This is a genomic window from Neolewinella agarilytica, assembly GCF_900110645.1.
In the GTDB taxonomy this organism is placed as follows: domain Bacteria; phylum Bacteroidota; class Bacteroidia; order Chitinophagales; family Saprospiraceae; genus Neolewinella; species Neolewinella agarilytica.
In genome coordinates this window covers 59,419-75,188 of record NZ_FOFB01000026.1, presented here as the reverse complement: position 1 = coordinate 75,188, position 15,770 = coordinate 59,419, and the positions used below count along the sequence as shown (strand labels likewise).

At 56.2% G+C, this 15,770-nt stretch carries 10 protein-coding genes; 7 read left to right on the top strand and 3 right to left on the bottom strand.

Annotation, left to right across the window (positions count from 1 at the left end):
• Positions 1-18 precede the first annotated feature (18 nt).
• From BM123_RS19310 to BM123_RS19290, 5 genes are all read left to right on the top strand, one after another.
• Positions 19-2,361 (top strand): DUF5682 family protein, encoded by a 2,343-nt coding sequence (locus BM123_RS19310; RefSeq protein ID WP_090171964.1) that lies wholly within the window; start codon positions 19-21, stop codon positions 2,359-2,361.
• Between the two features lie 187 nt (positions 2,362-2,548).
• Positions 2,549-3,268: a 1-(5-phosphoribosyl)-5-[(5-phosphoribosylamino)methylideneamino]imidazole-4-carboxamide isomerase gene (gene hisA, locus BM123_RS19305; RefSeq protein WP_090171962.1), complete on the top strand. Its 720-nt coding sequence runs from the start codon at positions 2,549-2,551 to the stop codon at positions 3,266-3,268.
• A gap of 145 nt (positions 3,269-3,413) precedes the next feature.
• Complete coding sequence (locus BM123_RS19300) at positions 3,414-4,685, top strand: 3-phosphoshikimate 1-carboxyvinyltransferase (RefSeq protein ID WP_245748624.1); 1,272 nt, start codon at positions 3,414-3,416, stop codon at positions 4,683-4,685.
• 60 nt (positions 4,686-4,745) lie between these two features.
• A complete protein-coding gene (locus BM123_RS19295; RefSeq protein WP_090171958.1) occupies positions 4,746-5,357 on the top strand; it encodes a flavin reductase family protein in 612 nt (203 codons plus the stop codon).
• Positions 5,358-5,442: 85 nt separating this feature from the next.
• Positions 5,443-7,572, top strand: a complete 2,130-nt coding sequence (locus BM123_RS19290) for a ComEC/Rec2 family competence protein (protein WP_139211971.1) — start codon at positions 5,443-5,445, stop codon at positions 7,570-7,572.
• A gap of 79 nt (positions 7,573-7,651) precedes the next feature.
• On the opposite strand, the gene BM123_RS24760 is transcribed toward BM123_RS19290, so the two are convergent.
• The 3 genes from BM123_RS24760 to BM123_RS19280 form a co-directional block, all read right to left on the bottom strand.
• On the bottom strand, positions 7,652-7,774 hold the full coding sequence (locus BM123_RS24760) for a hypothetical protein (protein WP_262490483.1): 123 nt from the start codon (positions 7,772-7,774) through the stop codon (positions 7,652-7,654).
• Positions 7,775-7,776: 2 nt separating this feature from the next.
• Positions 7,777-9,288: an acyl-CoA synthetase gene (locus BM123_RS19285; protein WP_090171953.1), complete on the bottom strand. Its 1,512-nt coding sequence runs from the start codon at positions 9,286-9,288 to the stop codon at positions 7,777-7,779.
• Between the two features lie 79 nt (positions 9,289-9,367).
• A complete protein-coding gene (locus tag BM123_RS19280) occupies positions 9,368-12,475 on the bottom strand; it encodes a glycosyltransferase family 117 protein (protein WP_090171951.1) in 3,108 nt (1,035 codons plus the stop codon).
• 248 nt (positions 12,476-12,723) lie between these two features.
• Here BM123_RS19280 and BM123_RS19275 point away from each other — a divergent pair, with 248 nt between their 5' ends.
• Both BM123_RS19275 and BM123_RS19270 read left to right on the top strand, forming a co-directional pair.
• Positions 12,724-13,701, top strand: coding sequence for a VPGUxxT family thioredoxin-like (seleno)protein, type 2 (locus BM123_RS19275; protein WP_090171949.1), 978 nt, complete (start codon positions 12,724-12,726; stop codon positions 13,699-13,701).
• A 431-nt stretch (positions 13,702-14,132) separates the two neighbouring features.
• Positions 14,133-15,755, top strand: coding sequence for a DUF1800 domain-containing protein (locus BM123_RS19270; protein WP_090171947.1), 1,623 nt, complete (start codon positions 14,133-14,135; stop codon positions 15,753-15,755).
• Positions 15,756-15,770 lie beyond the last annotated feature (15 nt).

The following is a 15,770-nucleotide window of genomic DNA, read 5'->3' as shown; positions in this document are numbered from 1 at the left end:
TTGTACCTTGCGGGCCTAATGCAAACTAAAACCTTCGGCATCCGGCATCATGGCCCTGGCTCCGCCCGCCGCCTCCGGGCGGCGCTGGACGACTACGCCCCGGATCTGATCCTGCTCGAAATGCCGGCGGACGCGGATAAGCAGTTGCACGAAGTCGTCAGTAAAGGCTTGCGCCCTCCCGTCGCCCTTGTCCTCTACGACGCGAAAGACATTGAGCGAGCCAGCTTCTATCCCTTCGCCAGTTTCAGCCCCGAATACCAGGCCATTGAGTGGGCGATGGACCGCAAGGTGAAGGTGTGGCCCATAGATCTGCCCGCGCGGCATTATCTAGCGGAGAAAGCCCCTCACGTGCCCCCCACATTATTCGCCACCGAAGAACCACCGCCGGAGGAGCCATCCGTCTTGCCGGGGAAAACGAAAAAGCAACTCCGGGCGCAGCTCCGCCGTGACCCCCTCTCCCTGATGGGCGAACTCGCTGGCTACACGGACAGCGAAGGCTGGTGGGATGCTACCCTGGAACGGGGCACGGACGACCCGCTGGAAACCTTCGATGCGTTGCTCGGGATGGTCCGGGAACTGCGGGAAACCTTCCCTTCCGCCTCCGATGCGGAGAACGAGCGGCGGGAGGCCTTCATGCGAACGGAAATCCGCAAGGCGCTCAAGTCCGGCGCCGAACGCATGGCCATCATTGTAGGAGCCTGGCACGGACCGGCGGTAGAGGATGTGCATAAGTTCAAAGCAACGGCCGATAAGGCCCGTCTGAAGGGCTTGCCCCGGGTAAAGATTGCCGCCGCCTGGGTGCCCTGGTCTTACCCCCGACTGGCGAAAGCGGCAGGGTATGGAGCGGGCGTTAGCAGCCCGAGCTGGTATCAGTTGTTACATGATTTCCCCGACACTGCGACCGATCGCTGGATGGCAACAGCCGCCAAGCTCCTTCGGGAAGAAGGCTTTGACGCCAGCCCGGCCATGGCAACCGAAGGCGTTGGCCTGGCTAACACACTAGCCACGATGCGGGGACACGAAAAGCCCGGAATTGAAGAGTTGGAACAGGCGCTATTGGGTACTCTGGCGGCTGGCCGGGAGGAACGATTGGCGGTAATTCACCGGAAGCTTACCGTAGGAACAACCGTCGGCTTCGTACCGCCGGGCGTAACGACGGTGCCCCTGGTCGCAGACCTGAACCGGGAGCTGAAAAGCACCCGCATGGCGAAGCTCTGGGAAACGGCGGGTGAGCAATATCTGAAGGCAACGAAAGCTAATCCCCGGGGAGGCATTGACCTGCGGGCGAACAACGACCTGCGCAAAAGCCATCTGTTGCACCGACTGAATTTGCTGGACATTAACTGGGGTCGTCTGCAACCCAGCGGGCCAGACAGCCTGAGCAGCTTCAAAGAAATCTGGCTGCTGGAGTGGCAGCCGGAATACAGCCTGTACCTGATCGAACGGGCCAGCTACGGTAATACGCTGCCCCTGGCGGCGGGCCGCTACGCCACGGAACGGGCGGCAGAGATGAAAACCATCCGGCCGCTGGCCCAGTTGACACTCGACTGCCTGCGGGCCGACCTGCCCGACGTGGTGCCCGATCTCATGGAGTCTTTGCGGGAGCGATCGGCAGAGACAACCGACGTCGCTTCTCTGCTGGCGGCTTTGCCAACGCTGGTACAGACGAGCCGGTATGGTGACAGCCGCAAGACGGACACGACGGCGCTACTGCTGGTTATTGATGAGCTGTTGCCTCGCCTGGCGGCGGGCCTGCCGGCCGCAGCGACCAATATTGATGACGAACAGGCGACAGATTTACTCGGGCACCTGTCGGCGGCCAACTACGCACTGGCGCAACTGGACAATGACGAACACACGGACATCTGGACTTCCGGCCTGTGGCGGCTGGTCTCCGCCGGTGGGGTGAACCCGCTCCTCGAAGGACATGGCGTCCGCCTGTTGTACGATCACGGTATGATCGATGACCCGGAGGCGGCCAGGCGTTTCTCGCGGGCGCTGTCTACGGCCAATGGCGCTCATCCCGTGGCGCAGTGGCTGGGGGGCTTCCTGCACGGCAGCGGGCAGTTGCTGTTCCACTATCCGCCGCTCTGGGCGCTGGTGGATGATTGGGTCTCGGAACTGGACTGGGAAGACTTTGAGACGGTGCTGCCGCTCCTGCGGCGGACCTTTGCGGATTTCAGCGCCTTTGACCGGAAGCGTTTACTCTCTTTGGCGAAGGGAGGTGTTCGGGAAGAAGAAATAAAGCCCGTAGAAGCGGAAAATGCGGGCGATACCGCAGGTGCAAAGGAAGTTGAAGGTGCCGTGTCCTACTCCGACCCCGAAGATTTGATTGAGGCCTTGTTGGGCTGGATGGGATAGAATTAGCCCTTTGGTCTTTTGGGCAGACGGTAAGGGGCGGCTGAGCATTAAGTTTATTCCGGGAAATTAAACTGATGATGTAATAGGACGTTCCTGTATGCCTACTCAGGGTTGAGTTCAATGCCACTCTTTCAACGTGCGGTAGCCCAAAAGACCAACCCACCAAAACACTAAAATACTAACCTCCGTGCACATCATCCCCGCCATCGACCTCATCGACGGAAAATGCGTCCGCCTCACCCAGGGCGACTACAATCAGAAAACGATCTATAATGAAGACCCGCTGGCGGTAGCCAGGGAGTTTGAGGCGGCGGGCCTGCAGCGGCTTCACGTCGTTGATCTGGACGGAGCCAGGGGCGGAGGTATCGTGAATCATAAAGTCCTGGAGCGGATTGCTGGCGGAACCAGCCTGCACATCGACTGGGGCGGCGGCATGAAGAGCGATGAAGACTTACGCATCGCCTTTGAAAGCGGTGCAGCTCAGGTGACGGGAGGAACGATTGCCGTGAAGCAACCAGAAGTCTTCCTGGGTTGGCTGGAACGCTTTGGAGCGGAGAAGATTATTCTGGGGACGGATGTGCATGGAGACAAGATCGCCGTCTCCGGCTGGGAGGAAGCCAGTGACCGGGAACTGTTTGAGTTTCTGGCCGATTACGTAGCAAAAGGGGTTCGTTATACGATCTGTACCGACGTAAGTAAGGATGGCCTGCTGCAAGGCACTGCCCGTGAACTCTACGGCCGGATTCGCCGGGAACAGCCCGGTGTACAGCTTATTGCCAGCGGAGGTGTGACGGATACCAGTGATCTGGACGCCCTGCAGGCTATCGACTGTTTTGGGGTGATTGTGGGTAAAGCAATTTACGAAGGCCGAATCAGCCTGGAAGCACTGGTGGAATATCAGAACTAGGGCCGATGCTTTACCCCCTTGCTCTTTAATCCCTTTCTTTGCACCGGCGTCCGCGCCTGGAGAGTCAAACAGTCAGAGAGTCAAGCAGTCAAATAGTGCTGGCCAAAGACAACCTTACTATCTGACTCCCTTACTATTTGACTACTTGACTCAAGAAATGTACGAACTCAGCCATCCCGGCGGTCCTCTTACCGGCCGCATCCAGCTTACCGGATCCAAATCCATCGCTAACCGCGCGCTCATCATTTGCGCACTGACGCCCGGTGGGTTTCCGATTCATCGCCTGGCCGAAGCTGATGATACCGTCCGCCTGCAAAATTTGCTCGCCAGCGAAGACGAAATCCTGGACGCCGGACCGGCCGGAACCACTTTCCGTTTCCTTACGGGCTTTTTGAGTCGCCGCGCCGGTTACCAAATACTGACCGGTAGCCAACGGATGAAAGAACGCCCCATCGGTATTCTCGTTGATGCACTGCGGGAACTCGGCGCGGATATCACCTACGTCGAAAACGAAGGCTACCCCCCGCTGAAAATCGGGCAGAGTGCACTGGATGCTACGGACGCCATCAGCATTGCCGCTGACACCAGCAGCCAGTACATCTCCAGCCTCCTCATGCTGGCGCCCACGCTGCCCAAAGGGCTGCGCCTCACGCTGGAGGGCCGGATTGTCAGCATCCCCTACATCAATATGACACTCTCGCTCATGGCTTACTTTGGCGTGGAGCATGAGTGGGACGGGCAGACGATCGTTGTGCCCGCTCAGGCATATCAGCCCCGGGAATTCACCGTGGAGGCCGATTGGTCAGCGGCCAGCTACTACTACGGTCTGGCGGCCCTGGCTCCTTCGGCCGATCTGCAGATTGACGGCCTCTTCGAAGAAAGTGTACAGGGAGACGCCGTTGTGGCGGAGCTGTATCGCCGCTTCGGGGTTACCACTACTTTCAACGAAACGGGTCTGCGTATTGAAAAGTCAGCCGAGGCCTTGATTCCTCCCTTCTTTGAGCAGGACTTCGTTAAGTGCCCCGATATCGCTCAGACATTGATGGCGAGCTGCGCCGGTATGGGTGTGCAGGGGCTCTACAGTGGTTTGCAGACCCTCTTCATTAAGGAAACCGACCGGGTGAAGGCAATGAAGACCGAACTCGGTAAGCTGGGGATCACCCTTTACAAAATCCCCGCTCATATGAGTGGCGCTCAGGAAGGGCAACAGTTCTTCGGGCAGGAAGAAAAGGCGGATTTCTCCGCCGGAACGCCCACCTTTGCTACCTATCATGATCACCGTATGGCAATGGCTTTGGCTCCGCTGGCGCTCCAGCATCCCATCCGGATCGAAGACCCACTGGTCGTGGGTAAGAGCTACCCTGATTTTTACCGGGACCTGGAAACACTGGGCTTTACCGTAAAGGACCTTGGGTAGAGGCTGCAGCGCAGAACATTTACCGGGCTAAGGCATTTATCGGGTAAACCTTCGTACGCTATGCACTTAAGTCTGGAAGACATCCTCGCGCAGGAATCCATGTACCGCCGCCATTTTATGAATACCCTGCCGGGGCCTCGCGGTGTGCATCTGGTGGGCACCCGCGGTTACCGCGGGCAGGAGAACCTCGGGGTATTCAGTTCTTTCGTGCACATCAGTGCCAGTTCACCTCCGCTGTTGGGCTTCATTATGCGGCCCCTCACGGTACCCCGGCACACCTACCATCACCTGAAGGCGAATAAGTGGTTTACGATCAATACGCTGCATCCTGATTTTTTGGAGAAAGCCCACCAAACCAGCGCCAACTACAAACTCGAGGAATCTGAGTTTGCGGCTACGGGCCTGACACCGGAATACAGCGACAAGTGTAAAGCACCCTACGTGGCGGAGAGTAAAATCCGCATCGGACTCACCTTCGAAGAGGAACATAAGATCAGTGGCATTGAGACTTACTTTATCGTTGGCCGTGTGCAGGAGATTTTCCTTCCGGACGAGGCAGTCGCCGAAACCGGACACGTGGATCACGAGCTATTGCAGACGATGAGCGTGGCGGGCCTGGATAACTATCATGAGGTTGGCAAAGGACGGCGAATGCCGTACGCAAGGCGGTAAGCCTTGATTCCTCGTATTTATCCGGAATGGCCGTATAGATGCCAACCAACCAAGCTAAGCCCGAAAATTTTCCTACTTTCACGAGGTGACTAAGACGAAGACCAAACCATCACCACCACCCGCCTGGGGTAGGGTACCGCTGGTGCCCGCCGTCGTGGGGTTTGGCCTGGGCGTTTTTGTGGCGGATGCCATGGGCTATACCGGCTCCGCAGCCTGGTGGTATGTCGCGATGGCTTGCTTTCTTCCCGTAATCTTGAGCGTGCTTTTCCCCGGTCCGGAGCGCTGGAAGGCCGTAGGCGCAAGTGCTTTTATTTTACTGCTTTTCTTTACGCTGGGAGGTTGGCGCAATAACGCTACCTACCTCCCGGAGCAAGCTGATTTCTTCGCCTCACAGTTAGAAGCGGAGGACCTGCTGGCCGTGACCATTAACAGCCTGCGACCCGGCCGGAAAAGCATCCGGGCGGAGACTACCGTAAAGGCGCTGCTCAACGACTCTACCAGCAACCGATCGGTAACCGGCCAGCTGCTGTTGTACCTGCCGCCAGACGAGAAAACGAGTACGCTTTCCGTAGGCGACGAGATTGTTTTTAAGGGAGAGATACGCGAACTCAAAAAACCGCTCAATCCGCACGTCTTCGACCTGCGGGCCTACTGGCATCGTCAGGCGATTTACCACCAGGTTTTTCTGCGGGAAGGGGCGGATTGGCGGGTGAGCCAGTCGGCCCGGGGCGGACTGCGCGCCCGGGCAGAGCGTTGGCGTAATGCGTGGTTTCAGACTTTTCAGGCGTACCTCTCCGGTGATGAGTTAGCCGTTGCTGCTGCTCTGGTGATGGGAAAGCGGGACGGCATCAGCCAGGAGGTGAAGTCGGCTTATACGGAGACTGGAGCCATCCACGTGCTGGCGGTTTCGGGGCTGCACGTCGGTATTATCTTCCTGATCCTGCGTTTTCTGTTGGTGACGGTGCTTCGGCTTGACCGGACTACAGCCGGGCGTTGGCTGGTGGCAGGCCTGAGCGTAGTTGCGGTCTGGTTATTTGCGCTGGTGTCGGGCTTTAGTCCATCCGTGCAGCGGTCGGCGATCATGTTTACCATTCTGGCGATCGGTGGCATTAGCCACCGCAAGGGGGACATTTTCAACACGCTGGCGGCGGCGGCACTGCTCATGCTGTGGCTGGATCCCGGGCAACTGTTCCGGGTGGGATTTCAGCTGTCGTTTACGGCCATTATTGGTATCGTGTTGTTTGCTTCGCCGATTGACCGGTTGATTCGCTGGCCAACGAAATTACTGCGGGCGGCCTGGTCTACCATCGCGGCCAGCACGGGCGCGCAGTTGGGGACATTGCCGCTGTCGCTCTACAACTTCGGCCAATTCCCAACTTACTTTCTGGTCAGTGGAACGGCGGTAATTGTGTCAGCCTTCGGGGCGATGTTTTTGGGGCTGTTCCATGGCCTGGTAGTTGCTCTGGGAGGTGAAAGTGCAGTAGCTTCACTGACGGGGGCTCTGCTGGGAGCAGTGATTGGTTTACAGAACGCCTTCATCTTTTTCTTTCAACAGTTACCGGGCTCGCTCATTAAAGTTCCCGAGTTGAGCTGGTACTGGGCGCTATCACTGGCCATTGGCATCGGCCTGCTGGCCATCTGGGTGCGCTGGCGGAATTGGTGGACGTTGCTGGCGGGCATAGTCGTTTTTGTGGGAACATTTTTTGGCGCCCGTGCGCAGGTGCCAGGGGAGGTTAAAGGAGCCACGCTCACCCTCTACCACGTTTCCCGTGGTGGACTGATGGATATTCGCCTCGGCGGCGAAACCGCCTTCGCGCTCGGTTCCGAACCTGCACCCGACGACCTCGCCTGGACCGCCGGCCCCAATCGTGAGCACTACGGCTACGAACCCGCCTTCACGCTTCCGTTTACCGCCGATACCATTGTGGGAGACCTCGCCTTGAGCAACGGGATACTGACGGCGGGCGATACCCGCTGGCTGATTCTTGATAAAAACTTACCAACGGAGGGTGTACCCAGTGGAGACTTTACCCACCTGCTGGTCCGTAACGGCTACCGCCCGGATCGTTTGCCGGAAGTGTCCGGCACTCCGCTGCTGGTGGTGGATGGCAGTAACCCTACCTACCGCCTGGCGGAGTGGAGAGGACTGGGTGAGCGTCTTAACTGGGAAATCCACGCTACGGGGGAGGATGGGGCGTTAATACTGGAATGGTGAGTCCCTTGCCGGATAACTTCCCTTTGCACCTGCGTCTGCGCCAATTGATGACCCGGAGTGTAACGCCCCGACCATGAGATCAGTGATCCAGTTCCGCGCCTTCCCGCTCTTCCACCTCAATATCCCGCCGGATCACCAGCCAGGTATTGATCCCGATCAGGAGGAGGATGCCCCAGTAAGGAAAGCTTGTCCAGAAATCCATGCTCAGAATATTTTTTTGAGTTCGTTCTTAGTCACCTTGCCGAGGGTGTTGCGGGGCAGCTCGTCCAGTTGCAGCCAGCGGCGGGGTAAACGGTAAGCGGGGATGCGTTCCCGAAGCCAGGCAGTCAGTTCCGTAGTGTCTGGTGTTGCCGAAGATACGATGGCGGCGGCAATGATTTCTCCCCACTCTTCGTCGGGCAGACCAACGATGGCACACTCGTCCACCAGCTCATGTCGTAGTAGCACGGCCTCAATCTCGAGCGCGGAAATTTTATAGCCGCCGGACTTGATGATGTCCACCGAGTCCCGGCCCAAAATGCGATAGAGGCCGTCGTTGAGTTCTGCGACATCACCGGTTAAAAACCAGCCGTCTTCAGTAAATGCTTTAGCCGTAGCTTCTGGTTTTTGCCAGTACTCCAGGAAAACACTATCGCCCTTAATCTGTATTTCTCCGGGCACATTCGCCAGGTGGATGGTATTGTTTTCTGCATCGGCCAACCGCATTTCTACGCCGGGAAGGGGCAGGCCGACGTGCCCCGGCCGGCGTTCGCCCCGGTAGCTGTTGGAAAGGCCCATGCCGATTTCGGTCATGCCGTAACGTTCCAGCAGGGTGTGGCCGGTGATCTCCCGCCAACGCTCCAGCGTGGGCACTGGCAGCGCTGCGGAGCCGGAAATCATCAGGTTCAGGGTGCGGGCAGCAGCACTGAGGCGGGTCTGATCGCTCTCGTCAAGCTTTTCCCAGTGGCTGATCAATTTATAGTAAATCGTTGGCACGGCCATAAAGCGGGTGATGGCTCCGCTGGCCATTTTCTCCCAGACGGTATGGGCGTTGAAGCGGGGCAGGAATTCACAGCTCGCGCCGCTCCAAAGTGCGCAACTCAGCACGTTGATGATACCGTGGACGTGGTGTAATGGCAGAATGTTCAGAATCCGGTCATCAGCGCTCCATTCCCAGGCATCCACCAGGGTTTTAATCTGGTTCTCGATGTTAGCGTGGGTAGTAACGACTCCTTTCGGGAGACTGGTCGTGCCGGAGGTATACAAGATTTGCGCTCTGCGCGATCGCTTCGCTCGAAGTTGGGCGCGGTCCGCAGGTGCAAGGGTGGGTAAGGACGCGCTGGGGCTCTCGTGTGGAATTTCCCGCAGGGGCAGGAGCTGTATCTTCAACTCTTCAGCGGTTTCTTTTAATAGCTCTTCATATGCTTCATGGACGATGAGGACCTCCGCCGCAGTATCTTCCAACACATAGCGTAAGGAGGGCAGGGGATGGTCTACGCAAAGCGGCACGGCAATACCGCCCGCCCGCCAGATGCCCCACTGGCACATCACATATTCAAAAGAAGGTGGCACGATGAAGGCTACCCGGGCTTCGGCCAGGTCTTCCCGGCCGGCCAGTAGGGCCGCCGCAACGCTGCCCGAACGCTCCAGCAGCTCCCCGTAAGTGAAAATTTGACCATCAGAAACGATGGCTTGCCGCTCAGTAAACCCGTAGGCTCGGTCGATTAATCCCTGCATGGGGCTAAGATAGGTTGCAGGTTGCAAGTTACAGGTTGGCAACCCGCAACCTGTAACCTGCAACTTGGACCCTGGCCTCCTACCCGGGGTTCTGCGGTCCTGCTTCCGGCGCCAAATAAAGGTGATTGCCCAGGATCTGCTCAATGGAAGCTCTTATTTCCTCGCTTCCGCGGGCACGCACCTGTTGCAACATGCCGCGGGCGATGGCTTCGGCACGGACCACCTCGCCTTCGTAGCTATTGCGCTTGCGGGTCTCGTCGAGGGTGTCGTAGTAATCCAGGCGGTCCGCCGTATTGCGGGCCAGTTGCTCCAGAATGGGCTGTGCCCGTTCCAGTTGGTTGGCCTGGAAATAGGGCTGCAGCATCAGGTAGGTTTGGTAGAAGAACGGGAAGTTCATGTCCGGGAAAGACGCAAAGTATTTGTCTCCAACGGCGAGAGCTTCATTGGTTTTTCCTTCAGCCATCAGGGCCTCCATGGTACGCATAATGACGATCTGCATAGACTGTACCGCTGGCTGGTAGCTGCTGCTGATGTGGGTGTCTACCTTATCGAAGTTACCCCACTGCCAGGTGTTCATGACGAGGTTTGCGGTTTTCTCAGTATTGATGCCACCACTGCCGATGATGCCGTAGTTGCGGCTGTCACTGGGGTTGTGGGTGACGGTTAACTTCAGCCCGAGTCCTTCCAGTTCGAGGAAGTTCTCCAGGCCCATCAGCTTGCTCTGCTGGCAGGTTACTGCCCAGTAGATAGGACGGTCGTAGAGGTTGGAGTTGATGATGTCGAGAATAGCAATCTCGTCCTTTAGCAGTCGGCTGTTGCTGATCCGGATGGGGATCCGCTGCTGAGCCTGCTCCCCTTCAGGGACGAGCCATGGTGCCCGACTCAACTGGCGAGGGTCTACCTGAATGCCGACATTACAGCTGGCGTACTGCGTCTCCAGACTGGAGCCACTACGCAGTGGCACGGGGTTTCGGCTGGCGATGGTTTGCATCAGCTGATCGAGGCTGGTGGGCCGGTCAGCGGCACAGTTCCCCGTTTGGTTATTCCGGTTCAGGTAAGGTACCTGGTTGCGGAGACGACCACGGATGAGGTCCTGGCTCAGGCCAAGTTTAATCGGTGGCGAATCGTTCATCTTGTAGCGTAGCAGGTCGATGTACCAGTCCACCGCAATGAGGCTCAGGTTGACGACGCGTACGTCCGGACGGATATTCTCCACTTCCTGAGCGTACCAGAGCGGGTAGGTATCGTTATCTCCGTAAGTAAAGATGATGGCGTTTTGATCAACGGAATTCAGGAAGTTCGCTGCATAATCGCGGGCACCGCTGTGTTGGGCACGGCTGTGGTCGTCCCAGTTCTGGAAGCCCATCAGCAGTGGAGCGATAAGAACTACGGCCCCAATACCGCCGGCTACGGCAAAGCCTTTCTGGTTAAGTTTCGTTCGGGCGAGTTCATACATGGCGGGTACCGCCATGCCCATCCACATACAGAAGACAAAGAAAGAACCTACGAGGACGTAGTCCCGCTCCCTTGGCTCGTTTGGCGGCTGGTTAGTGTATACGATAATACCGATGCCCGTAATGACAAATAGCGTTAGCAGTCCGATAAATTCCTTACTGCTCCGGCTGGCGTGCCAGAAAAGACCGATGAGGCCAAACAGGAAGGGCAGCAGGAAATAAGTGTTTCTGGCCGGATCCTCTTTAGCGTATTCGGGCAGAGCGTCGAGATCGCCCAAACGGGCTTCATCGAGCGGTTTGATCCCGGTGATCCAGTTGCCGGAGCTGTCGTCCCAGCTGTAGAAACCCTGTTCACCATTCTGGCGGCCGGAGAAGTTCCACATGAAGTAGCGCCAGTACATCCAGCCCAGCTGGTAATTGACAAAGAACTTGATGTTATCACCCTGATTAGGGCGTCCACGCGGTAGTGGTTGAGAGGGGTCGAGGCCCATCCATTGTTTGTAGAGACTAACTCTTCCCTGGGTGTTGTCGTACATCCGGCTGAAGAACATTTTCTTGCTGTACTCCGGCGTAATTTTCTGAGTAACATTTGGCTCGTACTTGCCGTCCACGAGTCCGTAGCGGGGTGTTACTTCCGTGTTGGTTACTTCAGCGGTAAAGGTTTGTCCGTAAAGCAGACTCCGTTCGCCGTACTGCTCCCGGTTGAGGTAGGGCAGCAGACTGGTGACATTGTCCGGGTTATTCATATTCACCGGCGTCTTGGCTTCAGCGCGAAGAACAACAACCCCGACGGTACTGAAGGCGATAACCATAAGACCGAAGCCAACCATGATTTGTTGGAGTACGGCATTATTCTTACGGTGCGCATAGCGGAGGCCAAAGAACATAACCGCTGCCAGCAAGAGTAGCGTTGGAATAAGTCCGGAGTGTACGGGCATTCCACCATTCACCATCGGAATCTCAAAAAACTGCCAGATTGTGGGGATGCCCACAATGATGAAGCTCTGGATGAAGATGATGATAGCTACACCCGCAATAACGGAGAGGCCTAAGCCCACCAGGTTGGTATCATTCTTTTTCTTGAAGTAGTAGAAGATGCCCATGGCGGGGATCGTCAGGATCGATAAAAGGTGGACACCAATAGAGAGGCCGGAGGCAAAAAGAGCGAATAACAACCAGCGATCGGCTTCGGGAGTGTCTGGCTTGGCGTACCAACGAATCATGGCCCAGGCCGTAAGACAGGTGAAGAACAGCGACATGGCGTATACCTCACCCTCTACGGCGGAGAACCAGACAGAGGTGCTGAAGGCAGTCGCCAGGCCGGCTACCAGCCCACTGGCGGCTACGGCTACGTTCTGCCCACTACCCAATTCAGCCGTCTCGTCACGGCCCAACAGGGCAATTTTGCTGAGCATGATAGTCATCCAGGCCACAAAAGCCGCCGCGAATGCCGTACAGATTCCTGACATGGCGTTAACGGCAAAAGCAATCATGGCGGGGTTGCTGCCCGCTTCGGCGGAGAGGCCGCCTCCGAAAATAGAGAAGATGCGTCCGATGAGCAGGAAGAGCGGTGCTCCCGGCGGGTGAACGACTTGCATTTTATAGGCACCGAGCACGAACTCTCCGCAGTCCCAAAGACTGCCGGTTCGCTCTGCGCTAAGCAGATAAACGATGGCGGCGATTCCAAAAACGAGCCATCCGGTTAATTGGTGCAGGCGATTCAATTTTCCCATGGGTAGGTAAGGTCTGATACAAGGCCGCCAACTTACAGCGGCCAAATTAGCACGGCAAAGCTAGCATTTTATCGGGGCATAAGGGTTAGGTAGGGTTAACGTTAGTTAATGGGCGGGCTTTTAGGGCGTATTTATCGCCTTTTCCCCCGGTCAAACTGTCCGCACCCACACATTCAAACCGGATTGAGAGAAGGTGATACAACGTATCTTACCCTTCGGACATTCCATAGCACATAAAAGTATTTACTATGAAAAACGTACTGATTATCGCTGCCTTCCTGATGGCGACAACGCTATTTGCCCAAACCCGCACGCAGGTGGAAGGGCAAAGGGATGAGTTAGGCAAGGTTAGCTGGTTCCGTGATTATGATGAAGCACTGGCAGAATCCGCCAGGACCAACAAGCCCGTACTGATCCTTTTTCAGGAGGTTCCCGGCTGTGCTACATGCCAACGATACGGGACCTCGACTTTAAGCCACCCGCTGATGGTGGAGGCCATTGAGAACGAATTTGTGCCCCTGGCAATTTTTAACAACAAAGGCGGAGCTGACCGGAAAGTGCTGGAAGCCTACGGTGAGCCTTCCTGGAATAACCCCGTAGTGCGCATCGTCGATGCCAGAGGAAAAAACCTGGTGGAGCGCGTAGCCGGGAATTATTCGCCAAAGGGACTCTTCACGGCGATGAAACAAGTGCTGGAAGATTGTGGAGATCCGATTCCCGGTTATATGAAAGCCCTGGAGCTGGAACTGACGGCTACGGATGCTCCGGTAAAGGAGGCGTATTATCAGATGTACTGTTTCTGGAGCGGGGAGCATCATCTGGGCAATAAGGAAGGCGTGCTGACCACGGAGCCCGGCTTTCTGGGCGGGCACGAAGTCGTTAAGGTCGTTTATGATCCCGCCACTGTGACGGACCTTCAGCTTACTAACTATGCCGCTCAAAAAGACATTAAGCCAGCGGAGGGCACCTCGGGGTACCGGATTGCGAAGAAAGACCATTACAAGCAGATGCAGAAAACTGACTTCGTCTACCTGCCACTTACGGAGGTGCAGAAAACGAAGATTAATGCAGGATTACACCGGGGGAAAGACGTAACGTACTATCTCAGTCCGAAACAACTGGCCTTATATCAATCTATCCGGGGAGGTGCTTCGGCCGGGGCTGAACTGTACCTGCTGCCCATTGCCGAAGGCTGGGAGAAGATGACGATGATGGCACGAAAGTAGAGAAGGCTTTGCTGATGGCAGCGCAGACGCAGGTGCAGGGAGCTTTGGAGAAGCTATGTTTTCAGGCGTACTTCCCCCTGCTTTTAAAGGTCGCCCCATTGCACCTGCGTCCGCGCAAAAAGAGGGCGTTGTAAGTAACGAATGGCGTGCCGCTCCTTCGGCCTGTACCTCAGGCAAACATAATGATACATGGCTGTCCGGCTACTTCGAGAGTGAAAAAAGTCCACTTTTGAGGTAGGGTAAATACTAAATTCCCGATCTTTAAAAGTAGAAGGACAAGTTTTGAAGCTTTTACTTCGTTGGTAACCAGATGTATGTATCAGCTTTTTGGCATAATATTCTTGCTCGTACTAAGTCATTCATACGGAACTTACCAGCGTTTTGCTTTTCCCCAGTTGTTCTTTCAATAAACCAACCGCAATCATTGCTTTATGGGAACAACCTTACGTATTAACAGCATGATGAGCCTGGCGCCGTACGCCGGTGAATGGACCGCCAAAGAGGCCGCTCACCTTCTACGGCGAACCGGTTTCGGTCTTCGGCCCGAAGAACTTGACCAACTGTCCGGGATGGATTTATCCTCCGCCGTAGACCTACTGCTCGAAGACCGGCCGCTTCCCGATCCGCCCATCAACTACGATTATTTGTTGGACCCGAACGTCCCCCTTGGCCGGCCCTGGCCCGGAAAGCCGCTTGCGGCAGGTGTCAACCTGAATACCTACCGAAATCGGTCCCTTCGCGCCTGGGTGATGGATAATATCCGTAAAGAACGGCTCTCTGCCCGGGAGCGAATGGTTGAATTTTGGTCCAACCATTTCGCCATTGCTGGTGGTGGTCAGGCGCAGGTTCGCTACGATAATCACATGCTGCTGGAGACTTTTGCTTTTGGCAATTTTCGGGAGTTGATCAAACGGGTCGTGGTAGATAAGGCCATGTTGGTTTTCCTCAATGGAAACCAAAACTTTGTAGCATCCCCCAACGAAAACTTCGCCCGGGAATTACTGGAACTTTTTACCGTTGGTAAGGGACCTCAGATTGGGGACGGAGACTATAGCAACTACACGGAAGAAGACGTGCGGGCGCTCGCAAGGGCGCTCACCGGTTGGCGTACGCGCTATCTTTACAGCACTGTTCCCGGCCAGGAGCCCGAAGTTTACTTTCAGGCTAACCTCCACGATACGTCAGATAAGCAGCTCAGCTATCACTTCAACAACGACATCATCACCGATGCCGGAGAGGAAGAGTATAAGCATGTGGTTGACCGTATTTTTCAGCAACCAGCTACCGCTCTTTACATCTGCCGGAAGCTGTATCGCCATTTCGTCTACTATAAAATTCCGGATCAGGTAGAAACCGACATCATCGTGCCGATGGCCCGGATTCTGACGCAGAACGATTTTGAAATCCGGCCCGTACTTCGTGCTCTCTTCATGAGCCAGCATTTTTACAATGCGGACAATCTGGGGCCGATGATCAAGAACCCGCTTCAACTCGTAGCGGGCCTTATGCGGACTTTTAACCACGACCATCAGCTCGCTGACTTCAACTTCGACCAGGAACGGCGGACGCTAAATTACTACTATGCCCGTGCGACCTTAATGGATATGGAGTACTTCAACCCTCCTTCCGTCGCCGGCTGGGAAGCCTACTATCAGGAGCCCTCTTTTTACCGTATCTGGATCAATGGCAGCACGCTGCAGGAACGGACTCGATTTACCCGGACCATGACCGGTATAAATGGCTTCGGGGTAGGAGATGGTGTACGCGCCACTTACGATTACCTGGCGTGGATCGCCCAAATCCCCAACGCAACGGAACCGAATGCCCTCATCACCGGTATTGTGGAGCGCTTGCTCCCACGGCCTCTTTCGGCGGGGCAACTGGCCAACTTAAAAGAAACCCTCATTCCTGGTTTGCCCGACTTTGAGTGGACGGTTGAATACGGAGACCATCTGGCTAACCCGAATGACGAAGACCTGGCCGCCAGTGTGGCTGCTAAACTGCGTGATCTTTTCCGGGCCGTCTTTAGTCTGGCCGAATTCCAACTCGTTTAATTTCACCACCCTCCG